The sequence below is a fragment of the Kushneria aurantia DSM 21353 genome (assembly GCF_000382245.1).
Classification (GTDB): domain Bacteria; phylum Pseudomonadota; class Gammaproteobacteria; order Pseudomonadales; family Halomonadaceae; genus Kushneria; species Kushneria aurantia.
Map to the genome: position 1 here is coordinate 69,923 of NZ_KB907863.1, position 20,303 is coordinate 90,225.

The 20,303-nt window shown below is 62.6% G+C and carries 16 protein-coding genes; all 16 read left to right on the plus strand.

The features are described 5' to 3' along the window. Nucleotides 1–23 precede the first annotated feature (23 nt). Nucleotides 24–1,007: a hypothetical protein gene (locus H146_RS0102040; RefSeq protein WP_019950179.1), complete on the plus strand. Its 984-nt coding sequence runs from the start codon at nucleotides 24–26 to the stop codon at nucleotides 1,005–1,007. Between the two features lie 14 nt (nucleotides 1,008–1,021). Beyond that, the gene (locus H146_RS18170) at nucleotides 1,022–1,441 is read left to right on the plus strand and encodes a N4-gp56 family major capsid protein (RefSeq protein WP_051090949.1); all 420 of its coding nucleotides are present in this window, start codon (nucleotides 1,022–1,024) and stop codon (nucleotides 1,439–1,441) included. A gap of 93 nt (nucleotides 1,442–1,534) precedes the next feature. Further along, complete coding sequence (locus tag H146_RS0102050; RefSeq protein WP_019950180.1) at nucleotides 1,535–2,032, plus strand: LAGLIDADG family homing endonuclease; 498 nt, start codon at nucleotides 1,535–1,537, stop codon at nucleotides 2,030–2,032. Nucleotides 2,033–2,153: 121 nt separating this feature from the next. Continuing rightward, nucleotides 2,154–2,768, plus strand: a complete 615-nt coding sequence (locus H146_RS18175) for a N4-gp56 family major capsid protein (protein WP_083920759.1) — start codon at nucleotides 2,154–2,156, stop codon at nucleotides 2,766–2,768. Nucleotides 2,769–2,853: 85 nt separating this feature from the next. Continuing rightward, a complete protein-coding gene (locus tag H146_RS0102060) occupies nucleotides 2,854–3,255 on the plus strand; it encodes a hypothetical protein (protein ID WP_019950181.1) in 402 nt (133 codons plus the stop codon). A gap of 3 nt (nucleotides 3,256–3,258) precedes the next feature. Then, complete coding sequence (locus tag H146_RS0102065) at nucleotides 3,259–3,888, plus strand: phage adaptor protein (protein ID WP_019950182.1); 630 nt, start codon at nucleotides 3,259–3,261, stop codon at nucleotides 3,886–3,888. Next, complete coding sequence (locus H146_RS0102070) at nucleotides 3,885–5,363, plus strand: hypothetical protein (protein WP_019950183.1); 1,479 nt, start codon at nucleotides 3,885–3,887, stop codon at nucleotides 5,361–5,363. Before H146_RS0102065 ends, H146_RS0102070 begins: the two co-directional genes overlap by 4 nt. Then, nucleotides 5,356–6,672 (plus strand): hypothetical protein, encoded by a 1,317-nt coding sequence (locus tag H146_RS0102075; RefSeq protein WP_019950184.1) that lies wholly within the window; start codon nucleotides 5,356–5,358, stop codon nucleotides 6,670–6,672. Before H146_RS0102070 ends, H146_RS0102075 begins: the two co-directional genes overlap by 8 nt. Next, complete coding sequence (locus tag H146_RS21180) at nucleotides 6,669–7,643, plus strand: hypothetical protein (protein ID WP_156826659.1); 975 nt, start codon at nucleotides 6,669–6,671, stop codon at nucleotides 7,641–7,643. Before H146_RS0102075 ends, H146_RS21180 begins: the two co-directional genes overlap by 4 nt. 128 nt (nucleotides 7,644–7,771) lie before the next feature. Further along, nucleotides 7,772–8,281 (plus strand): hypothetical protein, encoded by a 510-nt coding sequence (locus tag H146_RS0102085; protein WP_019950186.1) that lies wholly within the window; start codon nucleotides 7,772–7,774, stop codon nucleotides 8,279–8,281. A 37-nt stretch (nucleotides 8,282–8,318) separates the two neighbouring features. Next, a complete protein-coding gene (locus H146_RS0102090; protein WP_019950187.1) occupies nucleotides 8,319–9,617 on the plus strand; it encodes a hypothetical protein in 1,299 nt (432 codons plus the stop codon). A 12-nt stretch (nucleotides 9,618–9,629) separates the two neighbouring features. Beyond that, a complete protein-coding gene (locus tag H146_RS0102095) occupies nucleotides 9,630–9,950 on the plus strand; it encodes a hypothetical protein (RefSeq protein WP_019950188.1) in 321 nt (106 codons plus the stop codon). Next, nucleotides 9,947–11,044, plus strand: coding sequence for a hypothetical protein (locus H146_RS0102100; protein ID WP_156826660.1), 1,098 nt, complete (start codon nucleotides 9,947–9,949; stop codon nucleotides 11,042–11,044). Before H146_RS0102095 ends, H146_RS0102100 begins: the two co-directional genes overlap by 4 nt. A gap of 22 nt (nucleotides 11,045–11,066) precedes the next feature. After that, the gene (locus H146_RS0102105) at nucleotides 11,067–11,726 is read left to right on the plus strand and encodes a hypothetical protein (RefSeq protein ID WP_019950190.1); all 660 of its coding nucleotides are present in this window, start codon (nucleotides 11,067–11,069) and stop codon (nucleotides 11,724–11,726) included. Between the two features lies 1 nt (nucleotide 11,727). Next, nucleotides 11,728–12,777, plus strand: coding sequence for a hypothetical protein (locus H146_RS0102110; protein ID WP_019950191.1), 1,050 nt, complete (start codon nucleotides 11,728–11,730; stop codon nucleotides 12,775–12,777). 46 nt (nucleotides 12,778–12,823) lie between these two features. Then, nucleotides 12,824–20,302 (plus strand): LPD38 domain-containing protein, encoded by a 7,479-nt coding sequence (locus H146_RS0102115; RefSeq protein WP_026351689.1) that lies wholly within the window; start codon nucleotides 12,824–12,826, stop codon nucleotides 20,300–20,302. Nucleotide 20,303 lies beyond the last annotated feature (1 nt).

The following is a 20,303-nucleotide window of genomic DNA, read 5'->3' on the forward strand; positions in this document are numbered from 1 at the left end:
CAGCCGATCGGGAGATCCGCTTTATGGCAGAGCAGAGCGCCAATTCACCGACCCCTGAGGCGCAGGCGTCGGAAAACAACCAGCACCAGCCCGGACAGGAAGAGGACTTTGATGCCGCCTTTGCCGAATACGCCAGCGGCACAAGCGCTGATCATGACACACCGGAACCGCAGGCCGGCGGCAATGGAAACGACAGCGAGGAAGAGCCCCCGGAGCCGTCATCGGATGACGAGCATCCGGCGCCTTCCGAGCGCGAACGCCAACTGATGTCGCAACTGGAGCGCCTGCAGCAATCGGAGGCCAGCCAGCGCGGCCGAGTGGGGGCGTTGCAGCGCCAGATCAACGCGTTTCGTCGTCAGCAGGCCGGCCAGCCGCCCCGGGAGGCGCCGCAAAACGGCCAGCCATCTGCCGGATCATCGACCAAAAGCGAGCCCCGCAAGGAGAACCAGCAGGAACGCGATACCAAACAGGCGGCCGCCGAGGCCGTCGGCAGCGAGGACTGGGAGTCGCTCAAACAGGACTTTCCCGACATCGCCCGCGCGCTCGAGTCCCGGCTCGATCAGGACCGGCAACAGCGAGCGCACCTTGAGCAGCAGATTGCAGAGATGCAGTCGACTGTGCAGCCCATGCAGGAGCAGGCCCATCAGCAGTATCTCGACGGTCAGATGCGCGCCCTCGAGGCCCGCCACACTGACTGGCAGGAGGTCGTGAATGCGCCAGCGTTTCAGCAATGGCTGAACCAGCAGCCTGACCGCGTGCAGGCCATGATGGAGAGCGAGGACGCCGCCGAAGCGGCCGCGTTACTCGATTTCTACAAGGGCTCGCAGCAGCAGGCCGGCAGCAACGATCGTGCCGCCGCACAGCAGGCGGAACGCGATCGTCGCCAGCAGCGACTGGCGCAGTCTCAGGCACCGCAGCGACGCGGCACCGGACAGCGCCATGCCGCCCCGGAGGATTTCGAGGCGGCATTCAAACACTACGCCAGCCAGCCATCACGCCAATCCTGATGAGGTACTGACTCATGCCACGCACCACCTACGGCGATATTTCCCAGCGCACCGCTGCCTGGGCCGCCGCTAAAATGCTGTCCCACGCGGAGCCCATTCTGGTGCTCTCGAAGTTCGGACAGTCAAAACCTCTGCCGAAGAACAAGGCCGATACGGTGAAATTTCGCCGGCCGGTCCCGTTCCCGGCGCAGACCACACCGCTCGCCGAGGGCGTGACACCCACCGCGCGCCAGATGGCGTATGAAGACGTGACCGTCACCATCAAACAGTGGGGCGATGTGGTCGAGATCACCGACGTGGTCGATGACCTGGCCGAAGACCCGGTGCTCTCCGATGCCTCGCAGCTGTGCGGTGAACAGGCCTCCGAAACCATCGAGCTGCAGACCTGGGGCGCCCTGCGTGCCGGCACTAACGTAAACGAATGCGCTGCCTAAGAGGTAACTCTCAGGCCGACACCGAAACTGATTAACGGGGAACCCTAAAGCTGGCATAATGGCCTGTGTGACCTGCCTTCAAGGAGAAAGCAAGTGGCGCAGAAGCTGGCAATGGCAACCCGAGGCAAGCAAGACCAGACAGCTATCCAGATCAGCTACCTAGCCGGCATTCTTGATGCGGATGGAAGCATCTCCATATCGAAGATGAAGGCCGGAGCGCAGCGCACAACGGCGCCGCGCTATGTGCTGACCATCAACGTGGTCAACACCAGCAGGGAGTTGATGGAATGGCTGGTTGAGGCCTTCAGCGGACGCTACAAAGTCCGACGCAAGGCGCAGGGCAATCATCGAGCCACTTACGACTGGTGGTTCAATAACGGCAAAGCCCTGCCCCTACTCAAGACGGTTGAGCCCTACTTGCTCATCAAGAAAGAGCGCGTTCTGCTGGCAATCGAATTTCTCGAGGGATGGGTTACGATCCATGGTGGTAGGGGATCGAAAACCCCTGTCGAGGAAGTCGAGCGCCGGGAAGCGTTCTATCAGAAGATGAAGCAGTTGAACCGGACTGGCCTGTGCAGCCGCAACGACTAAGTGTTTCGGCTCCTGCTGGCTTAGCAGGATGATGCGATAGTCTGAACTCACGGGAAACCGTGAGAGGGGTGGTTGAAGTGCCGCCCCCGCCACCAAGGATTGGTGGTCATCCAAGTAACAGATTTGGTTCTACGCCACCGGCGCGAGCCGCTCGGCAGTGGCAGACAGGATCACTCTGGGCAGGCAGCGGGCGATTACGCGCTCTCTCAAGTCCAACCGGGCGAAAAAGGTCACGTCGATGGTGTCGGCATCGCCCAACTACGCCACCGAGCCTGTCGATGCCGCTTTTATCGCTTTCGCACACACCGATTGCGAGGCGGATATTCGCGACATGCCCGGCTTCACACCCACCGAGAAGTACGGCTCGATGAAGGCGCTGCCGCACGAGATCGGCAAGGTGGAGGATGTGCGTTATATCCTCTCACCGGTGCTGACCAAGTGGGAAGATGCTGGCGCCGCCGGTGCAGACGGTGCCCCCATCACCAATGTGGTCTCCACCGGCGGCACCAATGCTGACGTCTACCCGGTGGTGTACGTGGGCAAGGAGTTCTACGGCCTGATCCCGCTCAAGGGCGCGAACGCCATCACGCCGATGGTGCTCAACCCCAACAACCCGCGCGGCGGCGATCCGCTGGGACAGCGCGGCAGTGTCGGCTGGAAGTCCTACTTCGTGGCCAAAATCCTCAACGAGGGGTGGGGGGCGCGACTGGAGTGCGCAGTCAGCAATCTCGGCTGATCGCAGTCCGCCACCTTTTACCCACCATCTGAAGCCTGCCAACCGGCGGGCTTTTTGCGACTACGACATGCCGTGAGGTATCGCAATGAGTGACATCAATACCGCTGCAATGGATCGCGAGGCGCTGGAAAAAACCGCCGACGATCTGGGCGTCTCGTTTCAGAAAAACACCGGTGACGATACGCTGCGCAAGCGCATCGACGACACCCTGGGCAATGCAACCCCGAGTAATCGCGATGGCCCGTCACCGCCCGAGGCCCCGCGCGAGAAGCGCTACAAGGTGATCGTGCAGGCCAGCGACAGCGACCAGCAGCCGGTGCAGGTGTTCGTCAACGGCCGTGCCTACGTCATGAAGCGCGGCGAAGAGTGCGAGGTACCGGCATCGGTGGTCGAGGTGCTCAACCATGCCGTCCAGCATGTTTACGACCCGACCACCATGCAGGAGCGTCGTGTGCTGGCCTATCCGTTCAGCGCCCGCGAGGCCTGAGCCATGACCTATCTGGAGCTGTGCCAGCGGCTGCGCCAGGAAGTCGGCGCCGCCGGCACCGGGCCGGCCAACGTCAACGGCCAGAGCGGCGAGTATGCCCGCCTGATCGGCTGGGTGGATCAGGCGTGGCGTGAAATACAGGCCGCGCGCACCGAGTGGCGCTTCGCCTGGGCGGAAGGTGCAGTCGAGCTTACCCCCGAGTTTCGTGACTATTCGGTGCCCGACGACATGGCGCGCTGGCTGCCGGAGACGCTGCGCATCGGTACGGATTCTGTCCATGCGCTCGAGTACGCCGAAAGCCGCGAGCGTTTTCGAACCCCGGGCGGTTCGGCGCCGTGGCTGGCCACGCTGCTGCCGGACGGCCGCATCCGCCTCGACAGCTTCCCGCGCGAGGTATCGTTGCTGACGTTCGAATATTACCGCACGCCGCAGGTGCTGACCGCCAACAGCGACGCGCCGCGCCTGCCGGAGCGCTTCCACCTGCTGATCGTCTACCGCGCCATGATCCAGTACGGGCTCTACGAGAACGCGCCGGAGGTGGTACAGCAGGGCGCTCGTAATAGCCAGCAGATGATGATGGATATGGAGAGCAGCGAGCTGCCGCCGCTCGCTCTGGCTGGAGCGCTGGCATGAGTCGCTCCGCCTACATCCGCCTGGGCGGCGGCATTGATCTGGTCACGCCGCCGGAGCGGCTGCCGCCCGGCGCTGCCCTCTATGCCGTCAACTACGAGTGCCCGGTAACCGGCGGCTACCGCCGCATTGACGGTTACACCCGCCAGGGGCCGGCGGTGCCCGGCGAGGGGCCGCTGCTGGGGGTGGTGACCTTCAATGACCGCATCATGGCGGTGCGCAAGGATACCGGCGCTGACGCCGCCACCCTCTACCGCCTGAACGACACCGGCAACGGCTGGGATACCGTCAACAGCAAGGGCGCGATGCACAACGGTCGCCACGAGTTCGTCGAGGGCAACGTCTACGCTACCGAGTCCGGCCGTGCGCTCTACGGCGTTGGCGGCGGCGATCCGTTCGAGTTGAAAACCGATGGCAGCTTCAAGGCGCTGACAACGGCGCAGTCCGGTGCTCGCTTCATTGCGCTCCATCACAACGCTCTGGTGCTCGGCTTTGACGCCGGCAGCCTGCAACTGTCAACGCCGGGCAAGCCCGAAGAGTGGGACGCCGCCACCGGCAGCGCGGTAGAGATCGGCGTGGGGCAGACCCTGACCGGGCTGCTCTCCGGCACCGGCGGCACCCTGCACGTCATGTGCCGCGACAGCATACAGACGCTGTACGGCACCAGCCGCGAAGACTTTCAGCTGCGCACCACGGTACCCAACGCCGGGGCGCGCGCCTACAGTATCCAGTCGCTGATGCAGCCCTATTTCGTCGGTGAGCGCGGTATCGCCAGCCTGGAGGCGACCAACGATTACGGCGACTTCCGCCCCATGCAGCCGGGCGCCAAAATCGAGCCAATCTTCACCCGCGACAACTACGCCACCCGCGTGGTGGCCAGTGCGGTCAGCAAGCGCCGCGCCCAATATCGGGTGTGGTTCGATGACGGCACCGGCATTTACATGAGCCCGGCCGGTATCACCACAGTGCGCTACCCCGACCAGATAGCGGTCGCGCATGCCGGCGAGCTGGCCAGCGGTGAAGAGCAGGTTTTGATGGGCGACGATCAGGGCCGTGTCCATCGCCTGGATAACGACGCCACCAGTTTCAATGGCGAGCCGATACCCGCTTTTCTGACCCTGGCCTACGCCGACCTCAAGCAGCCCAGCGTGCGCAAGCGCTTCCGCCGCGCTTTCTGGGACATTCGCGCCGGCAGTGACGCCCGCATCGCCATTCAGCCCGATTACGACTACGGCCGCACAGAGACGGCCAAACCGCAGCGCGATTTTATCGAATTTCTGCTCGGCGGCGGGCTGTGGGATGTCGCGCGCTGGGATCAATTCCGCTGGTCGGTGCCTACCCTGGCCCAGGAGCCAATGGATATATCCGGCACCGGCACCAGCATCAACTTCGCACTCTACTCGGGCAGCATCAGCGCCGCCCATGAGCTGCTCGGCTATGACCTGATGTTCGACTTACGGAGGCAGCGCCGTGGCTAACCCCTACTTCGATAACCGCGACGAGAGCCAGCGTTTTCAGCCCGGCACGATCGCCGAGGCGGAAGCTGTCGATGAGAAATTCGACCGCGTGGCCACCGGTTTCGAGGCGGTGCGTATCGACACCGATCGCGCCCTGAAACTCCCTGCCGAGCCGGGCGTCAGCCGCGAGATTACCGCGACCGCCCTGCAGCGGCGCAGCCGGGTGGTGGGCTTCGATTCGGAAGGCGGACTTGCCCTGATCAGCGGCTTCGCCTGGCGCGGCGACTGGGCGGCCAATACCGAGTACTTCGTCAATGACGTGGTGGTTAGGCCCACTTCGAAAAACTGGTATGTGTGCCGTGAGCGGCATGTCTCGGGCGCCATCTTTGGCATCACGTACTGGTCACTGGCGCTGGATTACGACAGCGTGCGGTCCAAACTGGAGAGCGGCCTTCAACCGTTGGTGACCACCGCCACCAACGCCGCTCAGACAGCAACCACCAGGGCGGCACAGACCGCGCAGGACAGAAGCGCGACGGGTGCCGACCGAACGGCGGTGGAACAGGATCGACAAACGGCCGCCAAAGCGGCTCAGACAGCAACCACCAGGGCCGCGCAGACCGCGCAGGACAGAAACGCCACCAGCGCTGACCGAAACGCCACTGCACAGGATCGACAGGCGGCGGCCAGTTCGGAATCGGCCGCATCCGCTAGTGCGTCGACGGCCTCACAGTCTGCCGCCGCCGCGGAGAACGCAAGGCAGAAGTCGCGCCAGTGGGCGGATGCCTCGACCGGCACCGAAATCGAACCAGGCAGGTATTCGGCCCGACACTGGGCAGACGCCGCACGAGACACGACGATCAACGGCGTCAGCATTACCGAACTGAAACCCGGGGCGCTTACCACTCTCGGAGATTACCCCTCAGTCGATAATGACGGCTCTCCGGCGGTACGCAACGCTCCCGATGATATACGCGGTGAATTGCTGGCCAGTAATCCCGCTGCGCTGCTGCGATATGATCTCCAGGTAAATACAACGTATCAGGGAAATGGCACGTCGACTGTCGATATTGACGTATCAGAAGGACCGCAGGTCGTCGTGGTGGGAAATAGCGTACTGCGTACTGTGCGTCTCAATAAACCGCCATTAGGGCGTTCGATTCTTGTCATTGTTTATGCGGAAGGTGCAGGTGGGCTGTCGTTTTCGCAGCTGCCCAGTCCCACATACTGGAGTGGCGGTGAATTGCCAGAGACCGGTCAGCAGTGGACACAGTATTTGCTGTGGTGGAGTGGGGCGACATGGCGCGGCAATGTGGGAATGAAGCAATGATTGAATTGATGATGAAAAGCAAAATCGCTAGCTCATATATATTTATTACAGATTATAACAAAGGATTAGCGGCCATAAACTTGAATGATGGATCTATGGCATGGGAGGGGAAGGCAGAAAAAGGAACTTACCCACTTAAAATAGACCCTGATAAAAAAACGTTGCATACATTCCCCACTAAAAGCAATTCATATCAGGAATACGATTTCCGAGGAAATCTTATCAGAAGCATTGATATAAGCTCTTTTTCAAGGAATAGGGTTGGATATAAGTCAAAAATAATTATAACACAAAATTATGTCATGGTTTCTACTGGGAATCCTGAAAACGTGGTAAGAATTGACCGTTACCGTGGTGGTGTATCAAGAGCCCCTTCGCGACGACACTTTGGAAGTAATAATTATTATGGCCTGGCAGAAAGTGAAGGCGATGGTTATTTTTCAGCATATTACTCAGGAGGAAGAAGAGTAGTAATTTATGAGACTTATACGTCTGGTGCTAGTTCTGCAATTGGTTATGTAGATCGAATCAACAGAGTAGATGATATTTGTACTCTGGGGGAAATTATCTATGTTGTAGGGCCGTCGGGAGATGGCACTTACTCCAGAATAACGTGCCTAAGCCTTTCAGGTAGTTTTAAAAAGAGTTACAACTTGCCGTACCTGATTTACAAAATAATACCCAGCTCAAAACTCGGTGGGGTTATCTGTATAGGTAGGGGCAGCGTATATGTTGCAACAGGAAGTCAGTCAGGTGTAGCGGTAAAAAACTTACTCCCCAACTCTAACGCAGCTGTATTTACGTGGGGAGCGTATAATACAAAAAACGATCAGTTATTAATTAATAACAGGAAAGTTGGAGAAAGAGATAAGTTTAAAGTTTACAATATATATAATCGCAATATAGAGCATAGCTCAGACATATCAGTAGGGTTTGATACAAATATTAAGTTTTTTGAGGTGATCGAATGATTATTAACACAGAAACACAGCAAATAGAGTCCGTATACAAAATACGACAGATTACTGGCGTCACACTACCCGCTGAGCCCAGCGCGGACACATTGTATCGGCTGGAGCCACCGCGCGCCTATGTCAAAATGACCAATCCGCCAGAGGGCGATGTCGTCGAGCCAGCGGGGCTCGAACTGGTCGATGGCGAATGGCGTCAAGCCTGGAGCGTGCGCGACTATACCAACGCCGAGCGCGCCGAGCAGCTGGAGCGCGCCAAGACCGAGGCGCTGTCACGGCTCAATGCCGACTACGAAGACGCGGCCCGGCCGCTGCTGCGCGAATACCCGGAAATCGAACGGCTCAGTTGGGGGCAGCAAAAGCGCGAGGCCGAGGCGTATCAAGCGTGGCTCGACGCTGGTGGCGCGGGCGATGCGCCGCCCATCCCTTCGCTTTCCGCGATCCTCGATGGTCGCAATGGCATCGCCGGCACCGAAACCCTGGAGCAGCTCGTCGCCGCCGTGCTGGCCCGCGCCGAGTCGTTCACCGCCTGGCAAATATTCACGGGCATCCGGCAACGCGGCGAGTGGGCAATCAACGACGCCCAGACACCCAACGCTGCCCATGCGGTGACCTGGGAGAGCCTGGCAGCTGCGTAATCTCCTACCCGATCCCGGCAAACTCTGAGGTTTCCCCATGGCGTTCAACACGCAGCAGTACCTGAAAAACAAAGCCGCTCAGATGAACAGGTCGGCGGAGAAGGGGCGCACTGACTGGGGCGTTTCTGACGTCGAAAGCGCTTTCGACAAGGCCAATCTGACCGCCGAGCAGCACTATAACCAGTTTGGCCGCAAGGAGGGGGTAACCGATACCATGCCGTCAACTTCCCCTGCTGCCAAATCTTCCGGTAGCAACTCCAACGGCTTCGGCTTCGATACGCGCACCTATCTGCAAAACAAACGGGATCAGCTCAATCGTAGCGCCAAAGACGGCCGCACCGACTGGACAACGGATGATGTACGCCATGCCTTTGACGACGCCAACCTGACGGCTCAGGAACACTACCAGCGTTATGGCGTAAACGAGGGCGTATCACCGCTGGACCGCAACGCCTCGACGTCCAGCGCTCAGCCCACTAACACTGGGTTCAATGACGGCATCTATATACAGCGCAAGGTGCAGCAGCTGAATCGCACCGCTGAAGGTGGCCGCACCGATTGGACGGTCGAGGATGTCGAAAGGGCGCTGGCCGACTCCAATTTGACACCACAACAGCACTATCAGCGCTATGGCGTGCTGGAGGGAATTTCTCCTTCCGTCACGCCGGAAAATCGCGTTACTCACGAACAGACGTCGGCCGGTCAGCTCGAGGATATACTGAAAAGCGACTCGGCCCTGATGAAACAGGCGCGCACGCAGGGGGAGCAGCGCGCCAATTCTCGCGGACTGCTCAATTCAAGCCTCGCCGGGCAAGCCTCTCAAGCCGCCATGATCAGCGCTGCCGCGCCCTTTGCCCGGCAGGACGCGCAGACGCATTTTCAGAACAGCCAGGCCAACGCTGATCGTCAGCAGCAGGAGTTCATGTCGCGCCTTGGCTATCAACAGCAGCGCGGCCTCAACGATCAGCAGTACCAGAATCAGCGTGGCCTCAACGAGCAGAATTTCCAGCAGACGCTGGGCAGGATGCGCGAGCAGTTCCAGTTCGACTCCGACCTGGCGCAGCAGGAAGCCGAAAGCGCGCTGCGCAACCTGTTTGCCACCAGCACGGCCAACGCCTGGGGGGTGTTTTCCAATAACGCCACCGACCTGATCGGTCAGGCCTCCAACGCCATCAATCAGATCCAGATGAACCCTGACATCACCGCCGAGAACAAGAAGGAGATGATCGATCAGGTGTTGAAGATGCGTGACACCGACCTGGCGTTTCAGCGCAGCCTTTACGAGCAGCTCGGCAGTTACCTGCAGGGCACCGGCGTCTTCCCCTCCATCGCATAAGGAGCAGCCATCATGTGGGATTTCGGAGCAGCAGCAAGCAGTGCCGCCGATGCGGCGGGCAGCCTGTTCAACAACCTGGGCGACTACAGTGTCAAGGCGTTTGACTGGCTGGAGTCCAATCCGCAGGCGGCCAATGTGCTGGGCGGCGTGATGGCCGGCGTAGGCAACTACTACGCGCAGAAGGATCAGCAGAATTACGAACGGAGGCTCTACCGAGAAAAGCGCCGCGACCAGATGATCAACCCCGGTGCGATTGAAGGGTACGGCTCGCACATCGGTGAGCAGAAGAAAGGACTGCTCTCCAACGGCATCATCAGCGGGGGTGGCGCATGAGTTGGGCAGACTCGGCGGCGGATGGCGCCACTGGCGGCTCGGGTGGATACGGTGGCGGTCGTGACCGTGGTGGTGGCGGTCGCAGCAGTCGTGACCGCAGTGGATACGATAGTGGGTTTGGCGCCGAGATCGATACCGGCGGCCTTGAGGCACCTGAAAGCAGCGCAAGGGGGGCGGCATCAGGCGGCAGCAAGACATCCGCACGGGACGACAGGCCCTCTGCATACTCCGGAATGTTCGGTCGTGAACTCGATCCGCATGGCAGCGTCAGCGTTACGTCCGGAACGATTTCCGGCGATATGGCCTCCCTCGCCGAAGAAGCGGAACGCAGCTTCATGGACAGGGTCAGGACACGTCGTGAGGGGCTGACAGTAGATCCGGGCCTGGAGGACGCGCGCGCGCGCGAGGTTGCCGAGCGCCTTGATACCATCAGTGAACATACCGGCATGGGCCTCAACGATGTCGAAGATGGCGCGCTGAATGACATGATGAACGGCAGTCGCAGCCAGATGGACAGCGCGACGCACGATCTGACCCAGCGGGCATCCCGCCCCCACGGCCTGCTCAGCACCGTGCAGGACATCGGCTTTGGGCTGCTGGGACCGGTGGGCATTATTGGCGATATGGCGCTTGATTCATTCACCAGCGGGCAACGCGCTGCCGAGACACTGAGCGCGCTCAACGACCGCTTTGGCACCAGTTTCGACGATGGCTTTTCCAGTAATCTCGGGCGCCACGCGACTGCCAGCATCACTGGCGGTATCATGAGCGCCGGGCTGGGCCGTATCGGAGCGCAGGCCGGGCTTGGGCTGGCCGGTATGCCGGGCGCTTACAGTGGCGCCATGGCAGGCAGCCAAATGGGCAGTAAAGTGGGGGATTTGGCGCTGGATACGCTGGCACCCGGCCCACAGGCGAACGCCGAGCAGACGGTTGCCAGCGTAACGCCCGGCCCTCCCACGAATGGCGGCAGCCGCAATGGCCGTGCGCCCCGAGGTCTGCTGGAGCGCGGCGTCAACCGCCAGGCGGCTACCGCCAACCATGGCCCGGCCGATTTCGATGGCTATGCCAGCTATGCCGAATCCTTCTTCACCTGAGCGCTCGCCGGGAGGCGACACCATGGCAGGACTTCTTCAGGGCGGCCGGCAGGCGCCGCCGGCACAGACAGCACCCGCTTCTCCCAATACCCCGACACCGCAACAGCCGCCGCAGCGACAGCTACGGGGCCAGTCGCCACGCTCCGCCGCACCGCAGGGCGGCGACCCGCGCACCGATACCCGTCCACAGGACGGTCAGCAGCAGTACGACGTGCTGGCCAGCTCGATGCTCTCCTGGCTCTATGAAGACGGCCTGCCGCAGGTCGAGCAGTCATTGAGCAGCGGCGGCGACATCATGGCGCGCATGGCGCGTGTCATCAGCACCATCATGATTACCCACTATCATGCCCTGCAAACCGAAGGGCGCACCGTACCGCCCGGCGTCATGTTCCAGGCCGGTATGGAGCTTTCCAAAGCGGTTGGCGAACTGGCGATCGAAATGGGCAGACTGCCGCGGGAGCAGGCCGGCGAAGCGGTGGAGGCGGCCTTCATGGCGGCGATAGGCCGTTTCGGGCAGATGGCCAGCGACAGCGCCATGACCGACGAGCAGCGCCAGCGCTACGCCGAGATGATCCGCACCGTGCGCCAACTCAAGCAGCGCGCCGGCGCCATGGTTCAGGGCGCGCCGACTTCAGAGCAGCCGCCTGAACAGAGCATGGCGCCGCAGCAGGGAGGGATGTGATATGGCGGGACTACTGGCATCGGCGCTGGGCGGCGCCGGCAAGGCGATACAGGCCAACGCCCAGGCGGAGATCAAACGCCGCAAGGAGGCGGCACTGATGGAGCTGCGCCACCGCAATGACATGACGCGCCAGGATGATCAGCAGTCATTTCAAACCGACGAGCGCGTTGCCGGCCAGCAGTACCAGAAGAATCGCGACGAGCGCCTGCAGGACTACGAGCAGGACAATATCGGACTGCGCCACAACAACGCCATGACGCAGGAGCGATACGCCCAGGGGCAGCAAAACGATCGCACCCTGGCCACGATTGATGCGCAGAATCGACATGATGCCGACGACTGGCAGCTGATGTCTACCGAGAATGGCCGCTACGTGCAATACAGCCCTTCGCGCAATGAAACACGCGACGCCAATCTTCCCGCTGGCGTGGGTGCGGCCGGCGGCGACCTCACCGACCGGCAGAAGTACAGGCTGGACAATATTACCGGTCAAATGGAATCCATCCGCTCTCGCGCCAGCGATCAGATGCGCGAGCCTACCGCTGAAGAGAAGATGCAGCTGGGCAGTCTGGAGGCGCAGTACAACGCCATTCTGGGGGGCGGGCAAGGGGGCATGACGGTATTCGAGCAGTTGATGGCCGGCGAGTTAAGTACCGATCAGCAAACCGCCGGCGTGGAAGGCGCGCAGCAGGACGCGGAACAGCAGGACAGCGTGCGCGGTATTCTGCGTCGCCAGCAGGCGGCACGTCAGCGCCAGAGCGAAATCGATGCATCGCAGCAGAAGGCAGAGCAGGCCCGCGATCGCGCCGACGACGTGCTGGGTCAGCTTGAGCGCCTGGAGCGCGACCAGCGCGGCCGGACCCCCGGCGTACTGGGCGCGTTGGTCAACCCGCCTCGGCGTAGCGACCTGATGGACGAGGCGCAGCAGGCGGCACGGGAGCTACTGACGCTGGATCGTGACCCCAACCTTTCCGCCGATCAGAAGCGCTGGATCGCCGAAAGTCTTGTCCGCCTGCAGCAGGCCGGCGTCGCGATAGACCTCCAGCAGTAAACCCGCCGCGTGCGGGCATTCATGCCTTGTCGGGAGACAATGCCAGATGGCCCTGATTGACGATATTCGCCAGCGCAACCCGTCGCTGGCCAGCCGCAGTGACGACGAAATCAAATCGATGATTCGCCAGTCGCCGGAGTTCAGCCAGTTCAGCGATGCCGAGTTCGACGCCTTCGTGACCGACGGACCACAGCCCGAGCAGTCCGGAACGCCCGGATTTACCGGCGGCCTGGCGGCAGGTGTTGACCAGTTGCAGGCCATGGGCGGCGGCCTCGTGATGGCGGCCGGCGATGCGCTGGAATCCGAAGGGATGCTGGATGCCGGCCGCGAGATTTACCAGCGCAATATGGACGAGGCTGCCGAGAACAGCCTTGGTTATGGATTTACCGACATTCGCAGCCCGACAGATGCCTGGAACTGGGCGCGCTTCACCGCCGGCAATCAACTGCCAATGCTGGCCGCATCACTGGCCAGCGGTGGTGCCGGCGGCCTGATCGCCGGCACCGGGGGCCGCCTGCTGGCCGGACAGGCCGCCAGGCAGGCGGCTGCCCGCATCGGTCAAGCGGTAGGGGCTGGTGTCGGTTCGGTTGGCATGGAAACCGGCGCCTTGATGGGCGAAACCGAAGATCTCGATGTATCCCTGGCCCATGGTGCCCTCGCCGGCTCACTGGACGCCATAACACCAGTACGCCTGCTGCGCGCTGCCGGGCGCGGCGAGCTGGCTGACCGGGCGGCGAGCGAGATCAGCGACGGTGTGCTTGGCGATCTTCGCCGCCAGGCGCAGCGTAGCACCAGACAAGCGGCGCGGCGCGGCGCGATGATCAACATGCTCACCGAGGCCAGTACCGAAGGGCTGCAAGGGCTGATCGGACAGCACGCCAACCACTGGGTTGACAGCAACGGTGAGTCGCTACTGGCAAACCTCGATGAAGTGGACGTCAAGGCCATCGTCGACGAAGCCGCTGCCGGTGGTCTGATGGGGGGGCTTGCCGGTGCGCCGGCAGGGCTGGGTGAGCGTGCCCGGGCCCAGCGTGCGGTCAACAGTCTACCCACCGATCAGCAGGCCGGGGGCGGGGCGGCGGGCCCCCAGCCGACCCCGCAGGGCCCGGACGCCAACCCCGACCCGCTGGTGTACGAGAACGCCAACGTCTCGCGTAACGACTGGGAGCGCGCCTGGCAGCAGCAGGCTCAGCGCTTCGACAACCAGCAGCGCGCCGCACAGCAATTCAAGGAACAGGCGATTTCTTCGGCCCAGCAGCAGGCAGCGGCGGCCGGTGGCGACCCACTGCACCAGGCGACGGCCGGGCTCTATGCCGAACAGGAAGCCGAAGCAGCCGCGGGGCAGGCGCGAACCGCCGACAACAACCGCGCCGCGGCGGATCTCGGCAACCGCATCCAACTGGCGATGAACACCGCCGACGACCTGGCGCCGCTCGCCCGCGACAGCGATCAGGCCAGGACCCGGCTGCGCAACATGAATGCTGTCCTTCAGCGCGCCGAGGCTGCCTATGCCGACGGCAATACCGAGCTGGCCAACCGCCTGACCGGCCGCGCCGAGATGATCGGCAACAACCTGACCCGCTCGCTCAGTCGACAGGGCAGCCGGGAGCGCCCGGCGACGGGCTTCTACGAAGAAGCCGCGCCGTTCGGTGGGTTGCTGGGGCAGGAGCGCACCAACCGACTCAAGGCCCCCGACCCCAGCATCATCAACATGGGCGGGGCTACCGCCGACACCACCCAATACGCGCCGCAGGCGCGCCGCGTTCGCCGCGATCAGCGCATGGCCGATCAGCAGCAGGGCGCCCAGCGGATGCGCGAGCAGGCCGCCGGTTCCGCACAGATTACCGATCAAGGCGTGGTCTACGGCCAGGGCCCGACCACCGGCAACGCCAACACCGGCATGGATCAGTCGGCAAGCGATCCGCGTTTCGCTCCGCAGCGGCTTCAGGTTGGGGCGAAGGTGCGTCACGCCGGCCGCACGCGCACCGTGGCCAATGTCGAACAACACCCCACGGCCCAGCGCGATTTGGTGTCGTTCGAGGACGCGCCGAACGATTACGTGTTCGCCGACGAGGTGAGCACAGTCGATGCCTCGCCTGTCGCCCAGGCGGAACCGGCATTGCAGTACCGCAGCAATGGCCAGCCGTTCCCGACCGAGCGCAGCGCCATGGCGAGCGGCGTATTCCAGGCCGCCCGGCGCCGCGGTGAGCAGGTCGAAGCCGTGCCGGTGGATGGTGGCTTCGCGGTGCGAGCACGTCCTGCACAGTCAGTCGTTGACGATCAGGTTTACGCACTGCGACAGGACCCCGACCCCGAGTCGCGGGCCATGAAGGCCATGCGCCTTGTCATCGATACTCACCAGGATGTGCCAGGCGCTGTCACGCGCGAGGACCTGGGTGACATCGATTTCGTGTGGGGCGAGGAAGGCGGCCCTGTGAAGCGCTCAGGAAGGCGCAAGGGGGCATATGGAGTGGCCCATATCCTCGAAGCGCGTCAACGCAAGGATGGTCTTAACCCGAGCGAGGCGGAGGCGTTGGCCGCCAATATTGCAGCCACCGTTCAAAATGGTGAGCTGGTCACTCGCACTCGCGTTGGCGATTCGGAAAAGGCGCGAGTCACGGATGGCCGGCATACGGCGATGCTGATCAAGGAGAAGGGGAATGCATGGCTGCTGACAGGCTGGGAAGAGGCTTCCGGTGAATCCGGGAAGGGACATGACAACCACGGACCTACGCACGACGAACCTACACCTACCCGTTTCGCCGTGGGTGCGGAAGCTGCAAAAAGTATAGATCAAGAGGTCGAGTCTCGGCAATCAGGGGCTTCTGATGGGCAAAGCGAGATATACGACTCGGCAGAGCCTACGCATTCCGGGGCGACACGTGCACGCCCCGACATGGGCGCAGAAGCCACACCTCGAAGTATGGCCAGGCCCACGAATGACGGGCAAGCTCCAGAGGGAGCTGAGTCCACGGCCTGGCAGCGTGCCGAGGCCAGGGGTCTCGACATGAGCCAGGATGGCCGGATGCGTCGCGCCCGCGAGATGGGCTACATTGCCTCTATCGATGAAGCCATCACAGCGGAGATGAACGATGACGGAAAAATCGCTCGCCGACCGAATACGCGAGGCGCCGACGCTGGAAGAGGCGATTCGAGAAGTGATGGAAGACCCCCAGCTGTCTTCTACCACGGCACAGCCGACGACATCGCAGCCTTTCAGGCCGGACACCCCAACCGAAACGACTCGGGATGGCTCGGACACGGGATCTACGTCACCAACGACCCAGGGCTAGCGGGAAGTTACGCCAATACCAAGGCGGGCATGGCGGACCCCAATGTCATGCCCTTGGTGATCAAGCCGAAATCACTGCTCAGGGTCAATCTGGAATTCAAGCGCAGGCTGCAGAACGCTCCCCCTGAAGCGACCCTGGCGATGACCGAGCGGCTACGTGCTGAAGGTTTCGACGGCGCCATTCTCGGTTTCCCAAACCGCGATCAGACCTCCGAGATTGTGCTGTTTAATCCTGAGGACATTCGCTCCACCCAGGCGGCTTTCGATCCAGAAGGCGAAGGCAGCGACGATCTTCTTTTTTCTTCAGGCCAAAGCCGGCCAGAGAATGAGGCGCCCAGCGCCGACACGATCCGCCAGGCACTGACTGGCCTCGAGGGCCAGCTGGGTGATGTCACGGTGGTGGACAGCGCCGACCAGTTGCCGCTGGGTGCCCAGATGCAGATGCTGCGCGACGGCGTGGATGCCGGCAGCGTCCGCGGTCTGTATAGCGGCGATCGCCTTTATCTCGTGGCCAGCAACAATGAATCGATCGAGCGCGCCGTCAAGACCGCCGTGCATGAAGCCGTCGGCCACAAGGGCCTGCGTGGCGTGCTGGGTGACGAGCTGGTCCCGGTGATGCGTCAGCTCTACAAGTCGTTGCCGCTGTCGAAGCAGGGGCGTGAGGCGCTCAAGGAGGTGCTGGCGAGCTACACCCACCTCGACCGAGACAACCCGGACGACCAGGTGACCATCGCCGAGGAGATGGTGGCCCACCTGCTGGAGAAAGGCTACCGGCCCAAGGCCTGGCAGCGCGCCGTGGCGAAGATTCGCGAGCTGGCCCGCCGGCTGTTCCCGGGTATGAGCTGGTCCTATACCGACGTGCTGGCGCTGGGCGAGAAGTCGCGGGACTATCTACGCAAGCAGCAGGCTGAACGCAACGCCGAGCAGGCCGAGCCAACCCTTACCCGCTACAGCCAGCGTCAGGGGAAGAACAAGCTGTTCACCCCCATCCAACAGGAGGCCGAGGCCTACCGGAAGGCGCTGGACAAAGCCGTGACCAGCCTCAAGTCACGGGTGGGGCCGGTCACCATGGGGCGCACGCCGCCTGTGCTGGCACAACTTGGGGCTCCTGATCTCCCTATCACGATCATGCGAGATGTGGTGCGCAAGGCGACCAATGGCGTGAAGCACGACGTCGAGATGGAGACGGTTGCGCAGCTGCCCGAGCTTCTGCACGACCCCGTGGCGGTATTTCGCTCTCGTACTGAGCACAATGCGCTGGTGTCCTTGGTAGATGCAACGGATCGGAATGGCGAGCCGGTGGTGGTGGCACTCCATCTGCGCCGGCGCGAGGGGCGCCTTGAGGTAAATCGCATCGCCAGCGCATACGGTATGCGCGAGGGCAAAGTGGGGAGTTTCGTTCGCGATGGGCTTCTGGCGTATCTGAACGAAAACAAAAACCCCGATCTGGTACGACTCATACGGGTCCAATTCCCGGGGAGTGGTTCACCAAATCAGGGCCACATCCCCAGCGTACTCACCCCCGAAGATATTGGCAACCCCGACATCCGCTACAGCCTTGGCGCCCAGCCCCGCAGTACCGCCGACGCCTTCGATGACCTGACCGACGCGCAGACCAGCGCGCTCAACAAGATCGCGCCGCGCACGCCTGTCAGGAGCGCAGTGACTGAAGCTGCCAGTGCCTTCCTGAACGGAAGTGCCATTGCATACTTCAAAGAAAAGCTTGATGGCGTGGGCTTGCAAATTCGCCAGGGGCTGGTCGATCGCTACGCCGCGCTTAAGGATATGGACATGGCGCTCAACGGCGAGGACAGCGTGGACGGCTCCACCGCGTCCTCGAGCTGGGTGCTGGCCCGCATGTCATCGGCGGCGAGCGGGGCGCTGACGGCGATGCTCAACTATGGCCGCATCTATCTCGACCCCGACCAAAAGGTGATCGACGTCCGCGACGACGATAGCCTGGGGCTGGGCAGTGTGCTGGCCCGACTGGGCGATGCCGCCGAGATCGAGCGCTTTATGGGCTGGATCGCCGGCAACCGTTCGGCACGACTGGCCGCCGAAGGCCGCGAGAACCTGTTCGATGCCGGCGAGATCGAGGGCCTGCGCACGCTCAATCGCGGCACCATGAAGGACGGCCGCGACCGCGGCCAGCTCTACGACGAGGTGTTCGCCGAGTTCCAGCAGTACCGCGACGACGTGCTGGCCATCGCCGAGCAGAGCGGCATCATCAGCGCCGAGAACCGGGCGATGTGGCGCGACGAGTTCTACGTGCCGTTCTACCGCATCGCCGAGGAAGACAAAAGGCCGAGCGGCCCGCGCGCAACGGCCGGACTCAGCCGCGCCGAGGCCTACAAGAAACTCAAGGGCGGCAGCGGCAACCTGAACGACCTGCTCGGCAACACCATGATGAACTTCCACCATCTGTTGCAAACCTCGATGAAGAATCAGGCCGCGGCGCAGGCGATGGATAACGCCGAGGCCCTGGGCGTCGCTACCGAGAAGCCCGAGGCCGAGGTGCGTGGCAATCCGGACGCGACGTTCGTGCTGCGCAACGGCCAGAAGGTCTGGTACCAGATTGACGATCCGCTGGTCTACAAGGCCGTGTCGTCGCTGGCACAGCCGGGGATAAACACCACTACCATGAAGGCGATGCGCAGCTTCAAGCGCGTCTTCACCAACCTGACCACCACCACCCCGCAGTTTGTGGTGGCCAACCTGCTGCGCGACTCGATGCAGGCGGCCGCCACATCGCCACTTTCGAAGAACATCCCGGCCAATCTGTTTCGCGGCGCCAGGACCTACGCCGACAAGCGCACCCGGGCGCGGATGATGGCCAGCGGCGGCTCGTTCTCGTTCGGGCACATCTACGGCGAAAATGCCGACGAGCTGAAAGTGCAGTTGACCCATACCATGCGCCGCGCCCAACTGGTGCGCGATCCCAGCCAGGTGCCGGCGGCCGCCAGGATGCTGTGGCGACGCTGGAATGACGCCACGGACTTCACCGAGAACATGAGCCGGGCGGAGATCTACCGCCAGAACGAGGCCCGCGGCAAGCTCTACGCCGCCTTCCAGGCCCGCGATCTGATGGATTTTTCCAGCCACGGCGCCTGGCCGGTGGTGCGCTTCCTGATCGACGTCGTGCCGTTCATGAACGCCCGTCTGCAGGGCCTCGACAAGATCGGTCGGTCCGGTGTTGCACCAGCCCTACGCGTGGCGATGGGCAGGGGCAGCGCCACCGACAAGCAAGCCGCGGCGCGATTCTGGTCGGTGACGGGCTCGATTGCCATGGCCAGCATCGCGCTCTATCTGCACAACCGGGATGATGAGGAGTACCGCAAGCTCGAGCAGTGGCAACGCGACAGCTACTGGTTCTTCCGCATCGGCGATACTGGCATCTTCATTCCCAAACCGTTCGAAGTCGGTGCCATTGCCACCCTGGCCGAGCGCATGACCGAGCAGATGGTGGACGACAAGGCCACCGGCGAGCTGTTCGCCCAACGCCTGAAGCACATGCTGACCGACACCTTCTCGTTCAGCCCGGTGCCGCAGATTGGCCAGCCGCTGCTGGATGTCTACTCGAACTATGATGCCTTCACTGGCCGCCCGATCGAATCACTCGGCATGGAGCGCCTGTCGCCCAGCCTGCGCACGCGCAGCAACACCACAGAGCCGGCGCGCTGGATTTCGCAGGCCAGCGAATGGCTGTTCGGCGCCGAGGGAAAACTGACCGTCTCGCCAGTGCAGGTCGATCACATGATCCAGGGCTACCTGGGGCAGGTGGGCGCCTGGGGGGCTGGCGTCACCGACAGCGTGTGGCGTGCCGCTAATGGCGAGTCGAAGCCAGCGCGCCACTGGTACGAGTACCAGCCGGTGCGGCGCTTCTACCAGAACCTGGGTGACGAGGATCGCTACACCCGCTACGGCACCCTGCTCTATGACGGCGTGAACGAGGCCAGCCGGGTCTACGCCGACCTGAAGGAGTACCGTGAACTGGGCGACCAGCAGGCCGCAATGGAAGTCATGCAGGACAATCGGGAACTACTTCGCGCGCGCCAGTGGCTCAACGGCGTGAAACGACGCCTGACCGAGATCGGCAACCGCATGGAGCTGGTGCGTCGGTCCGACAACTCGGCAGAGCAGAAGCGCAAGGAGATGGACAGGCTGCAGGCGATCAAAAACCGACTGACCGAGATGGCGGGTAAGCGGATTGAGGAGATGCGGGTAAAAATATAGG